Here is a 22,028-nt window from a genome sequence, read left to right as displayed (position 1 = left end):
CATGGCCGATCCCAAGTTTATCCATCTGAGAGTTCACTCCGATTTCTCCATGGTGGATGGCCTGCAGAAGGTGGGCCCCATCCTGGCCAGGGCGGCGGAGCAGCAGATGCCTGCCCTCGGCCTGACCGATCAGACCAACCTCTGTGGTCTGGTGAAGTTCTACGGTGGTGCCCACAAGAACGGCATCAAACCGATCATCGGCGCCGACTTCTGGCAGATCTGCCCCGAACTGGACGATCTGCAGTGCCGCCTCACCGCCATTGCCATGAACAATGAGGGGTATAAGAATCTTACCCTGCTGATCTCCAAGGCTTACCTCAGGGGGCACGTCAACCACAGGCCGGTGCTGGATCGGGAGTGGCTGGCGGAGCACGCCGAGGGGCTGATCCTGCTCTCCGGCGGCAAAGATGGCGATGTCGGCCAGGCCCTGACCAAGGGCAACCAGCAGGTGGTGGACCTGCTGACGGCGTTCTATCAGACCCATTTCTCCGACCGTTACTACCTGGAGCTGCTGCGTACCGGCCGCGAAGGGGAGGAGACCTACCTGCACCGGGCGGTGGACCTGGCGATGGCCGCCGGTCTGCCTGTGGTGGCCACCAACGAGGTGGTGTTCCTCAATCCGGAAGATTTCGATGAACACGAGATCCGGGTGTGCATCCACGACGGTTACACTCTGGATGACGCCCGCCGCCCCAGACTCTACTCCAGGGAGCAGTATTTCCGCACCGAGGCGGAGATGGTGGAGTTGTTCCAGGACATTCCCGAAGCGCTGCAGAACAGTGTGGAGATCGCCAAGCGCTGTAACGTTACCGTGCGCCTGGGCGAGTACTTCCTGCCGGACTTCCCCACCGGGGATCTGAAAATCGAGGACTTCCTGGTCAAGGCGTCGGAGGACGGCCTGGAGGAGCGCCTCGAGTTCCTGTTCCCGGACCCGGCTGAGCGGGCCGAGAAGCGCCCAGAATACGATGATCGCCTCAAGATTGAGCTGGAGGTGATCAACTCCATGGGTTTCCCGGGTTACTTCCTCATCGTGATGGAGTTTATCCAGTGGTCCAAGGACAACAACATCCCTGTGGGTCCGGGCCGGGGTTCCGGTGCCGGCTCCCTGGTGGCCTATGCCCTGAAGATTACCGACCTGGATCCCTTGGAATACGACCTGCTGTTCGAGCGATTCCTCAACCCCGAGCGGGTGTCCATGCCCGATTTCGATGTGGACTTCTGCATGGATCGCCGGGATGAGGTGATCGACCATACCGCCGAGATGTATGGCCGGGATGCGGTGTCGCAGATCATCACCTTCGGTACCATGGCGGCCAAGGCGGTAATTCGCGATGTAGGCCGGGTGCTGGGGCACCCCTATGGTTTCGTGGACCGTATCTCCAAGCTGATTCCGCCGGATCCCGGGATGACCCTGGACAAGGCGTTCAAGGAGGAGCCGGCCCTGCCGGAGCTGTACGACCGGGACGAGGAGGTGCAGAACCTCATCGACATCGCTCGCAAGCTCGAAGGGGTGACCCGAAACGCCGGCAAGCACGCCGGGGGTGTGGTGATCGCTCCCACCACCATTACCGATTTTGCACCGCTTTATTGCGACGATACCGGCGGCAACCCGGTGACCCAGTTCGACAAGAACGACGTGGAGACCGCCGGCCTGGTGAAGTTCGACTTCCTGGGCCTGCGGACCCTGACCATCATCCAGTGGGCCCTGGACATGCTGAACCCGGCCCTGGAGGCCAAGGGCGAAGCGCCGGTGCGCATCGAATCGATCCCCCTGGACGATCAGCCCAGCTTCGACATGCTGCAGCGCTCAGAGACCACCGCGGTGTTCCAGCTGGAATCCCGTGGCATGAAGGAGCTGATCAGCCGGCTGAAGCCGGACTGCTTCGAAGACATGATCGCCCTGGTGGCCCTGTTCCGTCCTGGGCCGCTGCAATCGGGCATGGTAGACAACTTCATCGACCGTAAGCATGGCCGGGAGGAGATCTCCTACCCGGATGCCCAATACCAGCACGAAAGCCTGAAGCCGATTCTCGATCCCACCTACGGCATCATCCTCTATCAGGAGCAGGTGATGCAGATCGCCCAGGTCCTGGCGGGCTACACCCTGGGCGGCGCGGATATGCTGCGCCGGGCCATGGGTAAGAAGAAGCCCGAGGAGATGGCCAAGCAGCGGGGCACCTTCCGTGAGGGGGCGGAGAGTAACGGCGTCGACGGCGAACTGGCGATGAAGATCTTCGACTTGGTGGAGAAATTCGCCGGCTACGGCTTCAACAAGTCCCACTCCGCCGCCTACGCCCTAGTCTCCTATCAGACCCTGTGGATGAAGAAGCACTACCCCGCCTACTTTATGGCGGCGGTGATGTCGGCGGATATGGACAACACCGATAAGGTGGTGACCCTGGTGGACGAGTGCAACCGCATGGGGCTGCCGGTGTTGCCGCCGGATGTGAACATGGGGCTGTTCAAGTTCAATGTGAACGAGCAGGAGCAGATCGTCTACGGCATTGGCGCCATCAAGGGGGTCGGTGAAGGCCCGGTGGAGGCGATCCTCGAAGCCCGGGAAGCCGGCGGCGTTTTCCACGATCTGTTTGATTTCTGTAACCGGGTGGATCTGAAGAAGGTCAACAAGCGCACCATAGAGAAGTTGATCATGGCCGGGGCCATGGACAACCTGGGGCCCCACAGGGCGGCGATGATGGCCACCCTGGACTCGGCCGCCAAGGCCGCCGGACAGAACGCCCGCAACGCCGCCCAGGGCATGGGCGATCTCTTCGGCGATCTCTGCCCGGAGCCGGGCCAGGCGGACCACGCCTTCGTCAGCGTGCCCCCCTTCCCTGACAAGATCTGGCTGGATGGCGAGCGGGACACCCTGGGTCTCTATCTGACCGGTCACCCCATCAATCAGTACCTCAAGGAGATAAAAGGCTGGACTTCCGGTCGCCTTAAGGATGTGGTGCCCACGGGCCGCGGCAAGTCTACCCGGGTTGCCGGCCTGGTGATCGCCGCTCGGGTGATGATCACCAAGCGGGGCTCCAAGATGGGGATCCTCACCCTGGACGATAAAAGCGGCCGCCTGGAGGTGATGCTGTTTGCAGAAGGGGTGGAAAAGTACCAAGATCTGCTGGTAAAGGATAAGATCTTGATCGTTGAGGGAGAGGTCAGCTTTGATGATTTCAGCGGCGGCAATAAAATGTCTGCCAAAGAGGTGCTGGACATCAGTCAGGCCAGAGAGAAGTGGGCCAAGGGCGTCACCCTGGATCTGGACTCACAAGACCTGGATGACACCAAGCTGGACCGAGTCAAAACCCTCTTGGGTGACTTTAAACAGGGCAGCTGCCCAGTACAGATACGATATAACCGCCCCGACGCCTGCGGGACCCTGCAACTGGGCCCGAACTGGCAGGTCCGTCCCGACGACGAGTTGCTGCTGCAACTCGAGACGTTGTTCGGGCCGGGCAAAGTGACCATGACTTATTGATGAGTGTCGACAGACACCTTTAGGTGATCAGAGTATGAGCCTGGATTTTTTGGATTTTGAACAGCCCATTGCCGAACTGCAGGCAAAGATTGACGAGCTGAAGAACGTCAGCCGCAACAGCAACCTGGATATGGATCTGCAGGATGAGATCAAACAGCTTGAGGAGAAGCGCGAGGAGCTGATCACCAAGGTGTTTGACGATCTCGGCGCCTGGCAGGTGGCCCAGATGGCCCGCCATCCTCAGCGCCCCTACACCCAGGATTACATCGACCATATCTTCACCGAGTTCGATGAACTCTGTGGCGACCGTGCCTTCGCCGACGATCCGGCCATCATCGGCGGCACCGCCCGCCTGGATGGGGTGCCCGTGATGGTGATTGGCCATCAGAAAGGCCGTGACACCAAGGAGAAGGTACGTCGTAACTTCGGCATGCCTCGCCCCGAGGGCTACCGCAAGGCCCTGCGCCTGATGGAGATGGCGGAGCGCTTCAAGATGCCCATCATCACCTTTATCGACACCCCGGGCGCCTACCCGGGCGTTGGCGCCGAGGAGCGCGGTCAGAGTGAAGCCATTGCCCGCAATCTCAAGGTGATGGCCGGCCTCAAGGTGCCGGTGATCTGCACGGTGATCGGTGAAGGCGGCTCCGGCGGTGCCCTTGCCATTGGCGTGGGTGACCGGGTCAACATGCTGCAGTACTCCACCTACTCGGTGATCTCTCCGGAAGGTTGTGCCTCCATCCTGTGGAAGGACGCCGCGGAAGCGCCCAAGGCGGCGGAAGCCATGGGCATTACCGCTGAGCGCCTGAATGAGCTCAAGCTGGTGGACACGGTGATCGCCGAGCCCCGTGGCGGCGCCCACCGGGACATGGAAGCGATGGCTGCCTCCCTTAAAGATCAAATTTTGAACGATCTGGGCTTGTTGAAGAAGCTGGATCTGGATACCCTGCTGGAACAACGTTACGACCGATTGATGGAGTACGGTTATTGTCGTTAACCCAGCTTGAGTCCAGCGTTCGGGCCGCCCTGGCGGCCCATCTGGACAATGCCCGCCGCGTGGTCCTGGCCTACAGCGGCGGTATCGATTCGGAGCTGCTGGCCAGCATCCTTGGCCGCCTCCGTCCCGAATTCCCCTCCCGTCCCTTCCTGCTTATTCACGTAAACCATGGCTTATCGGACAACGCCGAGAGCTGGGTGGCCCATTGCCGCCGTCGTGCCGAGCTCTATGGTCTGCCCCTGACGGTGACCAAGGTGTCGGTGGAGCAGGGGCCGAGGATCAGCCTGGAAGCCGCCGCCCGTGAGGCCCGCTACGCAGCCCTGAACCAGTTGCTGCTGCCCGGGGATCTGTTGTTGACCGCCCAGCACAAGGACGACCAGGCGGAGACCCTGCTGCTGGCGCTGAAACGGGGCAGCGGTCCCCTGGGGCTGGCGGGCATGCTGGCCTCTCAGCCCTTTGCCGGTGCCACCATGCTGCGGCCGTTGTTGGGGCACTCCCGTGCCGAGGTGGAGAGTGCCGCCGCCGAGCTGGGGCTGGCCCACATCGAAGATGACAGCAACACCGATCTGAGATTTGACCGTAACTTCCTGCGCCATAAGGTCCTGCCGATGATGAAGGCGCGCTGGCCCGGCTTTCACCATGCGGTCCACCGCAGCGCCCAGCTCTGTGGTGAGCAGCAGAGTCTGTGTGATGAACTGGCGGCGGAGGATCTCCGCCAGCACCAGGTTGCCAGCGGCGGCTTGGGGATCAGTGGTCTGGCCGCCCTCAGTGCGCCACGAAGAAATAATCTGGTAAGGTACTGGTTAAGAAAGCATAATCAATTAATGCCCTCCCAGGTTCAGCTGCAGCAGCTGGAGCAGTTCTGGCTGGCCAGAGAGGACGCCCAACCTACACTGAAGTTGGGTGACTGCCAGCTGCGCCGTTTTCGTGATGCCCTGTACCTGGTGGGTGAAGGACCCTCGCTGGATGCGGAGCTGGAGATGATGATCCCCAGGGTGCGTCAGCAGATGGCCAACGGCGAGCACTGGTGCCTGGAGGAGCGTGCCCATGGCGAGCGGCTCAGGCTGCCCCGGGCCGGAGAGTCGGTGCTGGTGCGCTATGATCTTCTGGGGACGCGACGGGTCCGTCCCGCCAACCGCAATGGCTCAAGACCATTGAAGAAGGTGTGGCAGGAACTGGGTGTGCCCCCCTGGCTGCGAGGCCAGATCCCCATGCTGTTCTTCGGCGACAGGCTGGTGGCCGCCCTGGGCTACTGGCTCGAGCAGGAGGCGCTGGAGACCCTGGGACCTGGACTGGTTCCCGTTCGTCAGGAGTAGGCCGAAGCCGCCTCTCCGCCACGCAGACTTTCAGGAGGAGAGACGATACCCATGGATCACGGCGGTCTGACCCCCATCTTATTACTGGCACTGGTGGCCATTGCCGGCCTGGTGATCACCCGGCGGCTGAAGCTGCCGGTGATCCTCGCCTGGCTGGTGACCGGCGGCCTGGCGGGCAGTCAGGGGTTTAACTGGCTTCAGAGTGATCAAATCGCCCTGGTGGCCGAGATCGGCGTAGTATTCCTGATGTTCTCCCTGGGGCTGGAGTTCTCCCTGCCCCGCCTGTGGGCCATGCGCGCCCGGGTATTCGGTTTGGGCAGTGCCCAGATGGTGGTCACCCTGGGCTGCACCTTTGCCCTGGCCTGGGGCATGGGCCTGGATCCCCGGGCCGCCTTCGTCTGTGGCGGCGCCATCGCCCTCTCCTCGACGGCCATCGTGCTCAAACAGCTGGATGAGCAGGGCTGGATCAACCGCCGTCACGGCGAGCTTTCCGTCAGCGTGTTGCTGTTCCAGGATCTGGCGGTGATCCCTCTGCTGATCATCATTCCCCTGCTGGGCTCAGACAGCGGCGGCGTCGCCCTGGCCATGGAACTCTCCTGGGCCCTGCTCAAGGGCACCATTGCCTTTGTGTTGCTGCTGGGGCTGGGGGGCTATCTTCTGCCCAAGATCTTCGATGAGGTTGCCCGCTCCCGCTCCGATGAGCTGTTCCTGCTGACGACCCTGGCGGTGGCCCTGGCCACGGGGTTCGTCACTCTGTCCCTGGGACTTTCCATGACCCTCGGCGCCTTCCTGGCGGGGATGCTGCTGGGAGAAAGCCAGTATCGCCAGCAGCTTGAGGCGGACATTCGCCCCTTCCGCGATCTGCTGATGGGCCTGTTTTTCGTGTCGGTGGGCATGTTGCTGGATCTCTCCCTACTCTGGGCCCAACTGCCCCTGCTTCTCGGCCTGCTGACGGTGGTGATGCTGGCCAAGGCGATCATCATCTGGATGCTGGCCACCCTGACCGGGGAGAAGACCAAGGACGCCCTGGCCACCGGTATCTGTCTGGCCCAGGTGGGGGAGTTCAGCTTCGTGCTGATCGCCCTGGCGATGAAGTGGCAGGTGCTGGAGCAGGGACTGGCCAATTTGCTGGTGGCCACCGGGGTGATCTCCATGGCCCTGACGCCTTTCATGGTGGACAACTGTCTGGTGCTGGCCAAGCGGATTCTGGGACAGAGGGAGCAGTTGTTCGGCGAGGAGCCGGAAGCCCCTGAGCTGGCCACCCAGGATCATGTGGTGTTGCTTGGTTATGGCCGGGTGGGGCAGACCATCGCCCGCTTCCTCAAGCGGGAGAAGATGCCGTTCGTGGCGGTGGATCTCGATCCCATTCGGGTGCGGGAGTCCAGGGCCGCCGGCGAACCTGTGGTGTTCGGCGATGGCCGACGCCAGGATATTCTCAAGGAGGTGGGGCTGCCGCGGGCCAGGCTGGTGGTGGTTACCTTCGACAATCGCCGCGACATCTTCAACCTGCTGGACTGCATCAAGCTGATGGCCCCCCATATCCGTACCCTGGTGCGCACTCGGGATGACGCCACATTGGAGGCCCTGGAGCTGGCGGGGGCCGACCAGGTGATCCCTGAGAGCCTGGAGGGCAGCCTGATGCTGGTGTCTCAGGTGCTGTATCAACTGGGGGTGCCCCTGCCGCGCATCCTGCTGCGCATCGAGCGGGAGCGGCGCGATCGCTACCGCATGCTCCATGGGTTCTTCGGCGGCACCGATCCTGTGCAGGGGCGGGAGCTGCTGCACGCGGTAACCCTGTCGGACAACGCCTGGGCGGTGGGCCACTTCGTGGTGGAGCTGCCCCTGAACCATTGGCGGGTGCAGCTGGACGGCCTCAAGCGGGAGGGGGTGGCCCTGGAGTTTGTGCCCACTACCCGCCTGCAGCGGGGGGATGTGCTGCTGCTGATGGGGACGCCTCATCAGGTTGAGCTGGCGGAGCGAGCACTGCTGGAGGGACCTTAGTCTCCTCCAGCTCAAAGAAGATCTTCAACTGCTGTTGCTGGGCGCTGGCGTCCCGGTACCCCAGCTCAATCAACTCCTGGCAGTATTCCGATTCAAACATCAGATAGCTGAGCAGGCTCGACTCCCGGTTCTCATCCACCCCCATCAGTTTCAGCAGGGTACGGGCGCCCCTGGGCAGGCGCCGGTAGTGCTTGAGAGCGATGGCGTCCAGGTTCTCTGAGGGCTTGATGGTCAGGGTCTCCACGGTGCGAAGGGGCTGCATCACCCGGCGCTCCGGCGGGATCAGCGCCAGGGAGGCGTTGATTCGCGCCACCCGTTCCAGATCCGAGCTCAGGGCATCGGAAAACACCGCATCCAGCAGGTGACCGGTGATGCGGCCGCTGTTGGGGGGGTGGGGCACCGGCTGGTTGTCGGTGGGGCTCTCCAGGTTGATGATGAAGATCCGTTCTGCCCCCAGGTGGATGGGGGCACTCAGGGGGGAGAGCTGGTGAATGGCACCGTCGCCGAAGTGCTCACCGTCGATGGCCACCGAAGGGAACACCAGAGGGATGGCCGAGGAGGCCATCAGATGGTCCAGGGTCAGCTGGGTAATCTGCCCGCGGCGGCGAAACCTCTGCCAGGGCGCCAGGTTCTGCTGGCCCTGATAGAAGTTGATGCAGCAGGGGTGGGAGTAGCTGGACGCGGCCACCGTCAGGGCTCTGAGGTGGCCGGTGTCGATGTGGCGTTGCAGCTTCTCCAGGGGCAGCACCCGGTTGAGCAGGACCCGCAGGGGCTGATTGTTCAGCAGACTGGGTGGCAGGTTGGGGTCTTTGCGGCGCCACAGTTGGCGCAACAGGTGTCTGGAGGCGGGCCAGAGATCCGCATGGTACACCTGCTGACTGCGGAAATTGCGCCAGATCCATTCGAGCTTGCGCACGCCCTTGTGAAAGGAGCCGGCGTGACAGCCCAGGGTGGCGGCATTGATGGCCCCCGCCGAGGTGCCGCAGAGAATGGGGAAGGGCAGGCCGTGATTTCTCGGGTAGAAGCTGGCGATCGCCTTGAGCACGCCGACCTGATAGGCGGCCCGGCTGCCACCTCCGCTGAGTTGCAGGGCCCGGTTCTGTGTTTGATGCGACGGCCTCATGGAGCGCTGGCCCCCCTTAAGAGAGTGGAGTGTGATAATCCACAGAGAATCATTGATTTACATTATGCTGCAGTGACTTAAGTATAGTTCACGGTATAACCGCATTGATACAAACTTAAGTGTAGGTATAATTTGCGCCATTCTTTACCCTCCGCCGGCCAGGTGATAGTCGCCGGATGAGGGGTCTGCAGACCCAGAGGAGGCCTGAAACATGGCGCGAAAAACCAAGGCGGAAGCGGAGAAGACCCGCCAACAGCTGCTGGACTCGGCGATGAAGCTGTTCAGCGAGAAGGGGGTGGCCAAGACCACCCTGGCGCAGATTGCCGCCGACGCCGAGATGACCCGCGGGGCGATCTATTGGCACTTCGAGGATAAGGCCGATCTGTTGCACGCCCTGTTTGAGCGCTCCATCACTCCGGAAGCGGAGCGGCTGTGGCACTCCATGACCGAGGAGGGGGCCGACCCCCTGAAGTGTCTGCTCCAGGCCAGCCATACGTTCTGGCTGGAACTGAACACCGAGTCCACCCTGAAACAGGTGATGATGCTCTATCGTCAGGCGGAGCAGGTGCCGGAGCTGGCGGAAAAGCTCGACGAGATGCACTGTCAGGAGGACTCCCACATGTATCAGGCGCTGAAGTTGGCCTCTGAGCAGGGGGCCCTGCACCCTCAGATGTCTGTGGAGACCGCCTTTACCCTGTTCCATACCCTCCATGGAGGCATGGTGCAGCTGGTGTGCGGCGCGCGCAAGTGCACCGTTGAGCTGGATAAGGAGAAGATCTTCCGCGAGCTGATTCAGGGAGTGGAGCGGGCGGTCAGTGCCCCGGAGCGTCTGACCTAGTGCCTGTGTCAGGACGGGACAAGGGAATAAAAAAGGGTTGGCAATGCCAACCCTTTTTCGTGTTTGCGGCTGTTAGCCTTTGAGCTTGGCTTGAACCGCGTCGAGGACGGCGTCCATGGCCACGTCCTCTTTGCTGCCGTCGGCCCGGCTCTTCAGCTCCAGGCTGCCGGCGTCGATGCCGCGCTCACCAATCACCACAGAGTAGGGGATGCCCATCAGCTCGGCGTCGGCGAACATCACGCCCGGACGCTCCTTACGGTCGTCGAACAACACGTCGATGCCGGCGGCGGTCAGCTCGTCGTAGAGCTTCTCGGCGGTTTCCTGAACCCGGTGTGACTTGTGCATGTTCATCGGCACGATCACCACCTGGAAGGGGGCGATGGCTGCGGGCCAGATGATGCCTCTGTCGTCATGGTTCTGCTCGATGGCGGCGGCGACGATGCGGGAGACGCCCACGCCATAGCAGCCCATGATCAGCGGACGGGCCTTGCCCTGCTCATCCAGCACGGTGGCTTTCATGGACTCGGAGTATTTGGTGCCCAGCTGGAAGATGTGACCCACTTCGATGCCCCGGGCAATCTTCAGCACGCCCTGGCCACAGGGGCTGTTATCCCCCTCCACCACGTTACGCAGATCCTCGACACGGGGCAGGGCGACATCGCGCTCCCAGTTGATGCCGAAGTGGTGCTTGCCATCGATGTTGGCACCGGCACCGAAGTCGTTCAGGGTGGCCACGGAGCGGTCGATGATCAGAGGCAGCTTCAGGCCGACCGGACCCAGGGAGCCAGGACCGGCACCGATGGCATCGCGGATCTCCTCTTCGGTGGCAAACTGCAGTGGGGTGGCCACTTCAGGCAGCTTCTCCGCTTTGACTTCGTTCAGCTCATGATCGCCGCGAACCATCAGTGCCACCAGTTTGGCATCACACTCGTCGCTGGCGTGCACGATCAGGGTCTTCACGGTCTTGTCGATGGCCAGGTCAAACTGCTCCACCAACTGGTCGATGGTCTTGGCATCCGGGGTGTCCACCAGGGTCATCTCCTGGCCGGGTTCACCATGCTCACCCAGAGGCAGGGCTTCCGCCTTTTCGATGTTGGCGGCGTAGTCGCTCTCGGTGGAGAACACCACGGCATCTTCACCGCTTTGGGCCAGCACCTGGAACTCGTGGCTGTGACTGCCACCGATGGCGCCTGTGTCCGCCAGGACCGGACGGAACTCCAGTCCCATGCGCTCCAGAATGCGGCAGTAGGCCTGATACATCGCCTGGTAGGTCTCGTCCATGGTCTCCTGGTCCAGATGGAAGGAGTAGGCATCCTTCATCAGGAACTCACGGGAGCGCATCACACCGAAGCGTGGACGCACTTCATCGCGGAACTTGGTCTGAATCTGGTACAGGTTCAGAGGCAGCTGCTTGTAGGACTTCACGGCATCGCGAACGATATCGGTGATCACCTCTTCGTGAGTGGGCCCCAGGACGAAATCGCGCTGATGGCGGTCCTTGATGCGCAGCAGCTCGGGACCCATGTCGTCCCAGCGGCCGGTCTCCTGCCAGAGGTCTGCGGGTTGAACCATGGGCATCAGGGTTTCCACGGCACCGGCGCGGTTCATCTCTTCACGCACGATGTTTTCAACTTTCTTCAGCACTTTCAGGCCAGTGGGCAACCAGGTGTAGAGCCCGGAAGCCAGTTTGCGGATCATGCCGGCGCGCAACATCAGCTGATGGCTGATCACTTCAGCATCAGAGGGGGTCTCTCTCAGGGTGGAGACCAGGTAACGACTGGTTCTCATCGATAATGTCCGTAAAAATAAAGAGGCGGATAGTCTATCAGTCCTGAGCCCCGGGTGTCACTCGGGCAGCGCTTTGAGGGCAACTCTGAAATACTAATAAAGGCTGGATCATCAGGCTGATGTAATATATTGATGATTATTGGTTGTTTCGTATGGAATAATTGTTAAAGAATCTCAGGCCCGACGGAGTGGCGATGAAGAGTGAACGATGGGGTATCACCAGCCTGGTGCTGGTCGGGGTACTGTCGATGACCTGGTTGGCGTTTCGCCTCTACCAGACAGAGCAGTACACCCTGGAGAGGGAGTTCGATCACTACGCCAGTAACCAGGCCAGGCAGATCAAGTGGCGCATCGACTCCTCCCTGTCGGTGCTCAATTACCTCTCTACCCTGTACCAGGGCAGCACCAACGTCACCGCCGACGAGTTTGAGATGGTGGCCGATGGCATCCTCGCCCGCCAGCGGGAGATCAAGGCGCTGGAGTGGGTGCCTCGGGTGGCCCACAAGGAGCGCGAGCAGCTGGAGCTGGCGATGCGCGACCGCTTTCCCGATTTCAGCTTCACCGAATCCTCCCTGGGCCAGCGGGTGGTGGCCGAGCAGCGCAACGAATACTTCCCCGTCTATTACCTGCGTCCTTTCAGTGGCAACGAATCACGTCTGGGGATGGACCTCGGTCAGGATCCTAAACTGATGGGGGTGCTGACCCAGGCGATGGGCGCCGGCGAGTTGCTGCTCTCTCCCATGGCCATGGATGTCTCCTATGGCAAGGTGGTGATGGCGGTGGTCCCCATCTACCACAGTCTGCCTCTGACCGATGCCAGCCGCAGCAAGCTGTTGAAAGGCTACCTGCTGGGGGTGTTTCAGCTCGAGGAGCTGTTGCATGATCTGGTCCTGGACGGGGAGCGAGCCAACATCGAGTTTCAGATCTGGGATACCACCGGGGACACCCGTCGCCAGTTGATGGGGGCGCCGCCGCACCCAGTGTCGGTCGGAGACCGCACTCAGAGTTTCGTGTTCGAGGGGCTGGCGGGACGCCGTTGGGAGCTGGTGGCCATGGCCAATGGCCAATTCTTTGCAGCCAAGCGCAGCCTGGCGCCCTACGTGGTAGGCCTGGGAGGCTCCATGGCAATGCTGGCCGTGGGCGGCATGTTGTGGCAGATGCGCCGCAGAAACCACGAGGTGGAAGCCCTGGTGCGTGCTCGTACCGAGGAGCTCAACCGGGTGAACCAGCAGCTGACCCGACAGAGTCTCACCGACGGACTGACCCAGGTGGCCAATCGCCGCCAATTCGATACCTGGCTCAGCCAGGAGTGGGAGAGTGCTCGCCGTACCGGCAAGCCGGTGACCCTGTTTGTCATCGACGTTGACCTGTTCAAGAACTACAACGACCGCTATGGTCACCTGGCCGGGGACAGGGTGTTGAAGAAAATTGCCCGTATGCTCTCCAGTCAGCTTAATCGGCCTCGAGATCTGCTGGCCCGCTATGGCGGAGAGGAGTTTGCCGCGGTGTTGCCGGAGACCGGGCGTAAGGCGGTGAAGTTTGCCGATAGCCTGCGCGCCATGGTGGAAGCCCTGGGGATTCCCCATGAGGGGTCGGACATCTGTGGCTATGTCACCATCAGCATCGGGGTGGCCACCGTGGTGCCTGAGGTGGACCAGACTCCGGAGCAGTTCTTTGAGCTGGCGGATAAGGCCCTGTATAAGGCGAAGAGCCAGGGGCGTAATCAGGTGGCTTACCACAATCAGGAACGGGGCGATCTGAGCCTGGGATAGGCGGCCGCTTCCTTATGTGTCCCGGCGATCCCCTATGATGCGGGCCGGGTTGCCCGCCACCTTGGCATAGGGCGGCACATCTTTGGTCACCACGGCGCCCATGCCGATCACGGCGTGATCCCCTATGGAGACGCCGTCGACGATGCTGACTCTGGCGCCGATCCACACATCCTTGCCTATGGTGACCCCCTTGGAGCTGACCCCCTGCTGGTAGAGGGGGCGGTCCAGCTCCATGCCGTGATTAAAGGCATAGATGCTGACGTTATTGGCCAGGCGGCTTTGGTCGCCGATGGTCAGGCCGGCTCGGCCACCATCCAGGCTGCAACCATGGTTGATGCTGACCTCGTTTCCCAGGGTGATGGGGCCATGGAGGAAGCTGCCGGTGGCCAGCATGCAGCGGTCGCCGATCTTCACCTCCCGTCCGGGCTCGGCAAAGATGGCGCACTCCTCGGCCAGAAAACAGTTCTGGCCAAAGCTGACACTCTCCATCGACTCCAGCTCTCGTTGCAGCTCATCCTGCCAGGGGCGAGCCCACTCCAGGTGTTTGGGCTTGAGGCGGTAGTAGAGCCAGGGCATCCAGTTCAGGCGCCGCTTGTGCTGCTGTCGGTAACGCTCACTCATGAGTTCTCCAGAGGCACCACATCCACCACCAGGTTGCGCCCCTCCTTTACCTGCCAGCGCAGATCAAACTGATGCAGCTGAACGCCATAGACCCGCTCCCCCTCCTCCTTTTTGTAGCCGGGACGAGGGTCCTGGGCCAGAACCTGGGAGGCCAGCTCAGTGAAGCCTGGGCAGAGGGCTTCGGCCCTTGCCAAAGCCGCCTTGCCCTGAGGGCTGACCTCCATTGGCATGGCGGGCGGCGCCTCCTGGGCGAACCCTCCCGCTGCGTCAGGCAGGGCGTCGGAGTAGGGGATGTAGGGTTTGATGTCGTAGATGGGGGTGCCATCCAGCAGATCTATGCCCTCAACGTCTATGTAGTATTGGCCCTTGTGCTGGCCAACCCCTTTCAGTTTGACCGCCGACAACCCCAGGCCGTTGGGCCTGAAGGTGGCCCGGGTGGCAAAAACTCCGACCCGGGTGTTGCCGCCCAGTCTGGGGGGCCGAACCGTGGGCTTCCATCCCTGTGCCAGGTTTTCGTGGAAGGCAAAGATCAACCAAAGGGTATCGAACTGCTCCAGCCCTCTGAGCAGATACGGGTTGTTGCACTCACCCTGCAGCTCCAGGCGGCCCAGGGCCGCGGGCACCAGGCGAGGTTGTCGGGGGATGGCAAATTTCTGCTTATAGGGGGAGCGGCAGATGGCGACCGGCTCAATCTCAATCTTCATATTGCTCCAAGGCCTGGCCGTAGCAGGTGATGGCCGAGAGACAGTGGTCATCGGCGGGCAGAGATGCGCAGCGGCTTACCCACAGGGCATTGCCCCCCAATTCTGCAGCCTTGCGACGCAGCTGAGTGCGGGCATCCGCCGGGCTGGCGGCGGGGTCGGATTCTCTCTGCTGGCAGCTGGTGGCCTCCAGCCAACCGAGATCCTTACCCGGAGGTGGTGCCTCGCCCTGATACAGGGCAACCTGACCGGCTTTGAAATAGTCGCGGGTTGCCTCGGAGTCCAGATTACTGTTGAACTCGAAATTGGCACTACAGCCGCCAAGTAACAAGAGTGTGGCGATGATGGAGTGTCTCATGGGGGATCTCTTTGGTGCTTTTATCGCCTTAGTGTAACACAGCGTATATGTGGCCTGAGAAAGTCTGAGGGGCTCCGGACTGAAATATAATGCCGGCTTATAACTTGCCACTGGTGAGTATGACATTCGATGCTGGTGCAAAATTGACCAATGAGTCTTCTTTAGTTGCCGGGTTAACCTGGTAAAGAATAGCCATTGGAATGATGGCTGTCCTTAGGTGGGTTAAAGGGAGAGCTAAAAGAGAGCTGAGCTTATGCCTCCTCATATAGGAAGCAGGAGTTAACATTTGGTTACTTCAAAATCGCCTTGCTCTTAAAAGAGTGTGGAAATAGCCATGGTATGCCCCCCGGAGAACTTGGTGGTGATGAGTCATGCTCAACAAAGGTTTACAAAAGTGCTGAATTGAAAGGGTCAAACTGACCTTGTTGAGCTCAATAAAGCACTGCCCGGTGGTGACATCTGGTCATCAAAGGTTTCTATTCTTCGATATCGTAGCCGTAGCATAAGTATATTCAGCTTAAATTCAGCTTCGCTTTTATCCCGGTTCAATCTACGTAATTGAAATGTCACATCCTCCGAGGGCATACACCCTGACTTATCGGGGCATCGGGTGGGCGTTAATACCCTTCTGCACGATATAGGGGCCGGGGCAAAGGGGCTAATGGCTGAGGAGGGATATGAGTTTAGTGCATGATTATAAAGGATTTTATCCATGTCGTGCTGGGTGGGTCTTTATATCCTCCTGGAATACTATATATCGGCGCTGCTAAGCGCTGCCCTCTATTACCCGCAGACAAAAAAAAGCGGCCGCCATAGGCGACCGCTTTTTCAGGAAACTGTAGTTTATTGCTCGATCAGGAACTCTTCCAGAGAGTGGCCTTGGTCCAGCTTTTCCTTGATTGCCTTAGGAGTACGGCCTTGACCGGTCCAGGTAATCATCTCGCCATCTACTTCAATTTGGTATTTGGCAGGGCGAGGAGCACGCTTGCGACGAGGAGCAGCACCTTCCAGTGCATTCAGCTCGTCAACACTAATACCGTCTTCGGCCAGTTGCTTACGAATTGCTTCAATTTTCGCCAGACGCTCAGCTTGAGCGGCTTCTTCAGCCTCAGCTTCCGCTTCGCGCTCATCAGCAATCTTTTGAAGTTTAGCAATTACGTCTTTCAGTTCATCCAGCTCCAGCTCTTTAACTTGAGCCTTCAAGCGGCGACCGTGAGTCAAAATTTCGAGGAAATCAGCCATCGTTGAATCAACCTAAATATGAGTGTGTATATAGATCAGTGTTTAGACTAGCATGCAAAATATTACTTGTCTGCAAAATATTCCGATTAATTTAGCGATTAAATAGAGTTTTGCATTCCCAAATGATGACATTTTACTTTTGTTAAAGTTCATCTTCCTTTTTAAAAGTCATCTGAAACTCTCCTGAGCCGGATTCGCCGTCGCCTGGGGGCCTTGCGACCTTGGTTCAGGTTGACGTTAACGTCAACAGTAATTAGAGTGGTGAGCAGTGTTAGGCAAAGTCGAATCCGGCGCTCAACAAAGGACGTACTATGAAGATTCTGGTTCCCATTAAGCGGGTGGTCGACCCCTATGTAAAAGTAAGGGTTAAGGCAGACGAGACCGATGTCGAGTTGGCCAATCTGAAGATGGCGATCAACCCCTTCTGCGAGATCGCAGTAGAGGAAGCGGTAAGGCTGAAGGAAAAAGGCCACGCTGATGAGATTATTGCAGTGTCTATTGGCCTCAAGGTGGCACAGGAACAGCTGCGCACTGCCATGGCGCTGGGTGCAGACAGGGGGATTCTGGTGGAGCATGATGATGCCCTGGAACCCCTCTCTGTCGCCAAGGTGCTTAAGGCGGTGATTGACAAGGAGCAGCCCTCTCTGGTGCTCTTCGGCAAACAGTCCATCGACGGTGACAACAACCAGACCGCTCAGATGACCGCGGCGCTGGCCGGTATGGGTCAGGCCACCTTTGCCTCCAGTGTGGACGTGGACGGCGATCAGATTAAGGTGGCCCGCGAAATTGACGGTGGTATCCAGACCCTGAGCCTGAAGCTGCCCGCCGTGGTGTCGGCGGATCTGCGTCTCAATGAACCCAGGTATGCTTCCCTGCCCAATATCATGAAAGCCAAGCGAAAGCCTCTGGATATCGTGACTGTGGCAGATTTTGAATTGCAGTTGGGGTCTCATCAGAAGACGTTGAAAGTGACCGCGCCCGCTGAGCGCAGCGGCGGCGTCATGGTGGGCTCAGTGGAAGAGCTGGTGGATAAGCTGAAGAATGAAGCGAAGGTGGTGTAATGGCGATCCTCATTATTGCAGAAGTAGATAAGCAGGGCCTGAGTGCCGATTGTGCCAAGGTGGTGGGTGCCGCATCGGCACTGGGGCAGGACCTTCATCTGCTGGTGGCCAGCGACAACGCCGCGACCGCCGCAGAGCAGGGCGCCAAGCTCGCCGGCATCACCAAGGTACTGGTGGCGGATAACGCGGCCTACGCCCACCAGATGGCGGAGCCTGTGGCCGACCTGGTGCTGGAACTGGCCGCTGATTACAGCCACATTCTGGCGGCAGCCAGCGCCAAGGGTAAGGATATGTTGCCCCGGGTTGCGGCCCTGCTGGACGTGGCACAGCACTCCGATGTCATTGCCATCGAGTCTGACGATACCTTCGTCCGTCCCATCTATGCGGGCAATGCCCTGGCGACGGTGCAGAGCCTGGATGAGAAGAAGGTACTGACCATCAGGACCAGTGCCTTCGATGCGGTGGCTGAGCAGGCACCGGCGGAAATTCATGCCCTGGACAGCGTCAAGTCGAGCGAGTTGACCCAGTTTGTCGGCGAGGAACTGGTTGAGTCCGAGCGCCCTGAACTGGGTGCGGCGCGGGTGGTGATCTCCGGAGGCCGTGGACTGGGCAGCGGTGAGAACTTTGCCCTGATCGAACAGCTGGCGGACAAGCTGGGTGCCGCCATCGGCGCATCCAGGGCAGCCGTAGACGCAGGCTTCGTGGCCAACGATCTGCAGGTGGGTCAGACAGGCAAGATCGTTGCCCCGGATCTCTACATCGCCGTGGGGATCTCCGGTGCCATTCAGCACCTGGCGGGGATGAAAGAGTCCAAGGTGATCGTGGCGATCAACAAGGACCCGGACGCGCCTATATTCCAGATTGCCGATTATGGCCTGGAAGCAGACCTGTTTGAGGCTGTTCCTAAGCTCACAGAACTGTTATAAATGTGATTTAACTCACATTATGGCGGCATCTGCCGGACAAGTGAGGGACACTTGCGGTTAGAATGCCGCCTTCGCTTTTTGCGAGTACCGATTTAGGTAGAGGCGCATCGCCTATCAGTACGCCGGTCGAGGTTGATACCCGACGACGCCGGTGGAAAGGAGTCGATGCCGAAGTGGGCAGGGCATCATCCCTGGCCGCTGGGGCTGCTTTTAACAGGAGCAGCACTGCCATAGTAAATTCCGAGAGGAGCTCGGATGCTTTTTTACTATGGAGCGCTACTGAAAGGACGGTGGGTTTCTATTCTCTGCATATCCCTCCCTCGACGCACAGTCGTGTCAGTTGCCTCCATCGCTAATCCACAACGATAAGATAACGATGGCCTTAATTAGTTACGCCGATTCGGCACTCTCTCTTCTGCCTCCCCTGGTTGCCATTGGGATGGCGATCATGACCCGCAAGGTGTTGCTCTCCCTCGGGCTGGGTATTCTGCTGGGCACCCTGATGCTGGTGGACTTTGCGCCCATGACGGCGCTGTCCGAGCTCTCCGGCCGGGCCCTGACCCTGGTGTGGGACGATGGCGCGCCTGCCGCCTGGAACCTCTACACCCTGGGATTTCTGGTGTTGCTGGGGATCATGACCGCCCTGATCTCCGTCTCCGGCGCGACCCGGGCCTTTGCCGCCTGGGCCCGCAAGCGGATTCGCTCCGGGCGGGATGCCAAGCTGATGACCATGGCGCTGGGCGTGGTGATTTTCATCGATGACTACTTCAATACCCTGGTGGTGGGCTCCGTGGCCCGGCCGGTGACCGATCATTACAAGGTGTCCCGGGAGAAGCTGGCCTACTGCATCGACTCCACCTCGGCGCCCATCTGCGTGATCTCCCCCATCTCCTCCTGGGGAGCGTACATCATCGCCCTGATCGGTGGCCTGCTCACCACCCACGGCATGACGGAGATCGGCTACCTGAGTGCCTTTATTCAGATGGTGCCCATGAACTTCTACGCCATCTTCGCCTTCCTGCTGCTGCTGGCGGTGGTCTACTTTGGCCTGGACTTCGGTGCCCTGGCCCGGGCCGAGCAGCGTGCCCGTGCCGGTCAGTTGTGGGAGGAGTCCCGCGGCGTGCCCCCCGGTGAGGAGCTGGATCTGCCGGAAGCGGACAACGGTCGGGTGGCCGGGCTGGTGGCGCCCATCGGCTTTTTGATCGCCATCACCGTCGCCCTGATGCTGTTCTCCGGTAATCAGGCCCTGGCCGCCGACGGTAAAGCCTTCAGCCTGATCGGCGCCTTCGAAAACACCGATGTGGCCTGGTCCCTGTTCTACTCCGGCCTGGCCGGGGTGATCTTCACCCTGATGTTCAGCCTGATGCAGGGTGTGCCCGTGGGCTATATGGTGAAGGCGGTGATCAGCGGCACCAAGTCGATGTTGCCTGCTATTTATATCCTGCTGTTTGCCTGGACCATTGCCGGTATCATCAGCGATCTCAACACCGGTGAGTACATGGCCTCCCTGGCCCAGGGCAACCTGCCCGCCTGGTCTTTGCCGGCGCTGCTGTTTGTCCTCAGCGGGTTTGCCGCATTCGCCACCGGCACCAGCTGGGGCACCTTCGCCATCATGCTGCCCATCGCCGCCAATATGGCGGAAGCGGTGGATCTGGCACTGATGCTGCCCATGCTCTCCTCGGTGCTGGCCGGGGCGGTATTCGGTGATCACTGCTCGCCCATCTCAGATACCACCATCCTCTCCTCCACCGGAGCGGGTTGTCACCACATCGACCACGTCACCACTCAGTTGCCCTATGCGGTGCTGACGGCGGTGATCTCCCTGGCGGGCTACCTGGTGCTGGGGATGACCGGGTCGGTGGTGCTGGGCTTTGCCACGGCCACCCTGGGCCTGTTGCTGGTGGTCTTAGTGCTCAGACGCCTGTGCGCGCCGAACAGGACGACGGCGGTCACCGAGTAACGTTAAATGAGCCCCGCTTAGCGGGGCTTTCTTTATGCAGAGAGCGTCGAGCCGGCGCACAGTTTCAGGCGGTTAACTCTGGTCCGGATCCGGCCTTTTGGTTAGACTGTCCGAGAATTTTTCAGGGGGAAGAATTTTGGCTCAACTCTACTTCTACTATTCGGCCATGAATGCCGGAAAATCCACCTCTTTGCTGCAGTCCGCTTATAACTATCGCGAGCGCGGCATGGAGGTGCTGGTGATGACCGCCGGTCTGGATGATCGCTACGGGGTGGGCAAGGTGACCTCCCGTATCGGCCTCTCTTCAGATGCGCTGATCTACCGTCGTGAGGATGATCTCCTGACCATGGTTCTGGAGCGCAATGAGCAGCAGCAGGTCAACTGCCTGTTGGTTGATGAGTGTCAGTTCCTCACCAAGGAGCAGGTACGTCAATTGACCTATCTGGTGGACAAGATGGATATCCCGGTACTCTGTTACGGCCTGCGTACCGATTTTCAGGGTGAGCTGTTCGAGGGCTCCCATTACCTGTTGGCCTGGGCGGACAAGCTGGTGGAGCTGAAAACCATTTGCCACTGTGGCCGCAAGGCCAACATGGTGGTCCGCATGGATGGGGAAGGCAAGCCGGTTCGCAATGGCGATCAGGTGCATATCGGTGGCAATGACAGCTATGTTTCCATGTGCCGGACCCACTACCGGGAACTGGCCTGGGACTGAGCATCAGACGCAATGAGATACGGCAGCTTCGGCTGCTGTTTCTTTTTCTGCTGCTTGCTGAGAGAGAATAAAGTGGCGGTGTTTCGGGAGGGGAGGGCAGGAGTCCTTTCCTGCGGAGAGATCAGCGAATCTTGCTAAGGGTCTCTTTGACCTGATCACGCAGCCAACGGTTGGCCTTGCTGTCTTCCATCTTCTTCAGGTAGGTCAGGTACAGAGGCACCTTGGGGATGTCGAAGGAGGTCTTGACCTCGGCCAGATCGAATTGACGGCCATACTTCTCCCACAGCCAGCGTGACACTGTGACCAGTGAGTCGCTCTCCTGAGCCATCATCATGGCATTGAAAGGGTTGTTGGTGTCCAGGAACACCTCACGCTCATCCACATAGCCCAGGTTCAGGGCGTTACCCATCTTGTAACCGATCTGGCCCACGGCGTAACGGACGTGACGCTGGGACAGGTAGGTGTCCATGTCGATCACCTCTTTGGTGAGCGGGTTGTTTCTGCAGCCCAGGACCACCATCTCCTCCTCCAGCAGCTTCTCCTGAATGATGGACTTCATGTCCACTTTCAGGGCCACCAGGCAGAGATCGTTGTTGTCGATCTGCAGGCTGTCGATGATCTTGGATTCCTCTTCAACCAGGTTGTTGACGGTGATCTTCAACTGGTTGTTGAAGGTCTCAACCCGGCGTGCCAGGGGGTGAAGCACGATGAGGTCCAGGATGTGGTTGGCGGCGATGCGGAAGCGACGCTTGCTGTTGGCGGCGTCGAAGTCGCTCAGGCTTTCCACGCCGTCCTGGAGCAGGTCCAGGGCGGAGTTGACGTAGCCATAGAGTTCCATGGCGAAGTCGGTAGGCTCCAGACCGTTGCTGGTACGGGTGAACAGGGGATGGCTGAAATATTTACTCAGCTTGGACAGTGACTGGCTGACTGCGCTTGGGGTTACGGAAAGCTTGCGAGCGGCCTTGCTCAAGCTCCCGGTAAAGACCACGGCGCGGAAGACGATCAGCAGCCGTATATCGATGGAATCAAAGTCCCGCATTAAAACTGGCATGGCACCTTCCGAGTTAAAAAAACTAATTTCGTCTTGTTAGTGAATCTTAGTCAAATTTTGATAACTATCTGGGCGCGGAATCT

Annotated in this window: 17 protein-coding genes and 1 riboswitch; of the genes, 10 read left to right on the top strand and 7 right to left on the bottom strand. The window is 59.9% G+C overall.

Features of this window, described 5'->3' with window-relative positions; genetic code table 11:
* The first annotated feature begins 1 nt into the window (after window position 1).
* The 4 genes from dnaE to QUE41_RS16890 are packed head-to-tail and all read left to right on the top strand — an operon-like array spanning window position 2 to window position 7,789.
* Window positions 2–3,478 carry a DNA polymerase III subunit alpha gene (dnaE, locus tag QUE41_RS16905; RefSeq protein ID WP_286340162.1) on the top strand — a complete coding sequence of 1,159 codons (3,477 nt, stop codon included), beginning with the start codon at window positions 2–4 and terminating at the stop codon, window positions 3,476–3,478.
* Window positions 3,479–3,512: 34 nt separating this feature from the next.
* Entirely contained in the window at window positions 3,513–4,472 is a 960-nt protein-coding gene (gene accA / locus QUE41_RS16900) for an acetyl-CoA carboxylase carboxyl transferase subunit alpha (RefSeq protein ID WP_286340161.1), read from the top strand.
* On the top strand, window positions 4,463–5,788 hold the full coding sequence (tilS, locus tag QUE41_RS16895; RefSeq protein ID WP_286340160.1) for a tRNA lysidine(34) synthetase TilS: 1,326 nt from the start codon (window positions 4,463–4,465) through the stop codon (window positions 5,786–5,788). Before accA ends, tilS begins: the two co-directional genes overlap by 10 nt.
* A gap of 51 nt (window positions 5,789–5,839) precedes the next feature.
* On the top strand, window positions 5,840–7,789 hold the full coding sequence (locus QUE41_RS16890; RefSeq protein ID WP_286340159.1) for a monovalent cation:proton antiporter family protein: 1,950 nt from the start codon (window positions 5,840–5,842) through the stop codon (window positions 7,787–7,789).
* On the opposite strand, the gene QUE41_RS16885 is transcribed toward QUE41_RS16890, so the two are convergent.
* Window positions 7,698–8,912: a patatin-like phospholipase family protein gene (locus QUE41_RS16885; protein WP_286340158.1), complete on the bottom strand. Its 1,215-nt coding sequence runs from the start codon at window positions 8,910–8,912 to the stop codon at window positions 7,698–7,700. The genes QUE41_RS16890 and QUE41_RS16885 overlap by 92 nt on opposite strands.
* A gap of 211 nt (window positions 8,913–9,123) precedes the next feature.
* Here QUE41_RS16885 and QUE41_RS16880 point away from each other — a divergent pair, with 211 nt between their 5' ends.
* Window positions 9,124–9,750 carry a TetR family transcriptional regulator gene (locus QUE41_RS16880; protein ID WP_286340157.1) on the top strand — a complete coding sequence of 209 codons (627 nt, stop codon included), beginning with the start codon at window positions 9,124–9,126 and terminating at the stop codon, window positions 9,748–9,750.
* 72 nt (window positions 9,751–9,822) lie between these two features.
* On the opposite strand, the gene QUE41_RS16875 is transcribed toward QUE41_RS16880, so the two are convergent.
* Window positions 9,823–11,538, bottom strand: coding sequence for a proline--tRNA ligase (locus QUE41_RS16875; protein WP_286340156.1), 1,716 nt, complete (start codon window positions 11,536–11,538; stop codon window positions 9,823–9,825).
* Window positions 11,539–11,732: 194 nt separating this feature from the next.
* On the opposite strand from QUE41_RS16875, the gene QUE41_RS16870 reads away from it, so the two are divergent.
* Window positions 11,733–13,310, top strand: coding sequence for a sensor domain-containing diguanylate cyclase (locus QUE41_RS16870; RefSeq protein WP_286340155.1), 1,578 nt, complete (start codon window positions 11,733–11,735; stop codon window positions 13,308–13,310).
* Between the two features lie 12 nt (window positions 13,311–13,322).
* Here the strand turns inward: QUE41_RS16870 and QUE41_RS16865 are convergent, their stop codons facing one another.
* The 4 genes from QUE41_RS16865 to QUE41_RS16850 form a co-directional block, all read right to left on the bottom strand.
* Window positions 13,323–13,931 carry an acyltransferase gene (locus QUE41_RS16865; protein WP_286340154.1) on the bottom strand — a complete coding sequence of 203 codons (609 nt, stop codon included), beginning with the start codon at window positions 13,929–13,931 and terminating at the stop codon, window positions 13,323–13,325.
* Window positions 13,928–14,635, bottom strand: coding sequence for a tRNA (N6-threonylcarbamoyladenosine(37)-N6)-methyltransferase TrmO (gene tsaA / locus QUE41_RS16860; protein WP_286340153.1), 708 nt, complete (start codon window positions 14,633–14,635; stop codon window positions 13,928–13,930). Before tsaA ends, QUE41_RS16865 begins: the two co-directional genes overlap by 4 nt.
* Complete coding sequence (gene rcsF, locus QUE41_RS16855; protein ID WP_286340152.1) at window positions 14,625–14,990, bottom strand: Rcs stress response system protein RcsF; 366 nt, start codon at window positions 14,988–14,990, stop codon at window positions 14,625–14,627. The genes tsaA and rcsF overlap by 11 nt, the downstream gene beginning before the upstream one ends.
* A gap of 843 nt (window positions 14,991–15,833) precedes the next feature.
* Complete coding sequence (locus tag QUE41_RS16850) at window positions 15,834–16,232, bottom strand: H-NS histone family protein (RefSeq protein ID WP_286340151.1); 399 nt, start codon at window positions 16,230–16,232, stop codon at window positions 15,834–15,836.
* A gap of 311 nt (window positions 16,233–16,543) precedes the next feature.
* On the opposite strand from QUE41_RS16850, the gene QUE41_RS16845 reads away from it, so the two are divergent.
* The 4 genes from QUE41_RS16845 (at window position 16,544) to QUE41_RS16830 (ending at window position 20,894) form a co-directional block, all read left to right on the top strand.
* Window positions 16,544–17,293 carry an electron transfer flavoprotein subunit beta/FixA family protein gene (locus tag QUE41_RS16845; protein ID WP_286340150.1) on the top strand — a complete coding sequence of 250 codons (750 nt, stop codon included), beginning with the start codon at window positions 16,544–16,546 and terminating at the stop codon, window positions 17,291–17,293.
* Window positions 17,293–18,219, top strand: coding sequence for an electron transfer flavoprotein subunit alpha/FixB family protein (locus tag QUE41_RS16840; protein WP_286340149.1), 927 nt, complete (start codon window positions 17,293–17,295; stop codon window positions 18,217–18,219). The genes QUE41_RS16845 and QUE41_RS16840 overlap by 1 nt, the downstream gene beginning before the upstream one ends.
* Window positions 18,220–18,308: 89 nt before the next feature.
* A riboswitch (Lysine riboswitch) is annotated at window positions 18,309–18,506 on the top strand.
* Between the two features lie 89 nt (window positions 18,507–18,595).
* Window positions 18,596–20,179, top strand: coding sequence for a Na+/H+ antiporter NhaC family protein (locus tag QUE41_RS16835; protein WP_286340148.1), 1,584 nt, complete (start codon window positions 18,596–18,598; stop codon window positions 20,177–20,179).
* Between the two features lie 136 nt (window positions 20,180–20,315).
* The gene (locus QUE41_RS16830; RefSeq protein WP_286340147.1) at window positions 20,316–20,894 is read left to right on the top strand and encodes a thymidine kinase; all 579 of its coding nucleotides are present in this window, start codon (window positions 20,316–20,318) and stop codon (window positions 20,892–20,894) included.
* 121 nt (window positions 20,895–21,015) lie between these two features.
* Here QUE41_RS16830 and QUE41_RS16825 read toward each other — a convergent pair whose 3' ends face one another.
* Window positions 21,016–21,945: a LysR family transcriptional regulator gene (locus QUE41_RS16825; protein WP_286340146.1), complete on the bottom strand. Its 930-nt coding sequence runs from the start codon at window positions 21,943–21,945 to the stop codon at window positions 21,016–21,018.
* Between the last annotated feature and the right edge of the window lie 83 nt (window positions 21,946–22,028).

This window comes from Ferrimonas sp. YFM (assembly GCF_030296015.1).
Classification (GTDB): Bacteria; Pseudomonadota; Gammaproteobacteria; order Enterobacterales; family Shewanellaceae; genus Ferrimonas.
Note: the sequence above shows the minus strand (reverse complement) of the source record. Positions and strands in the feature narration are given on the sequence as shown.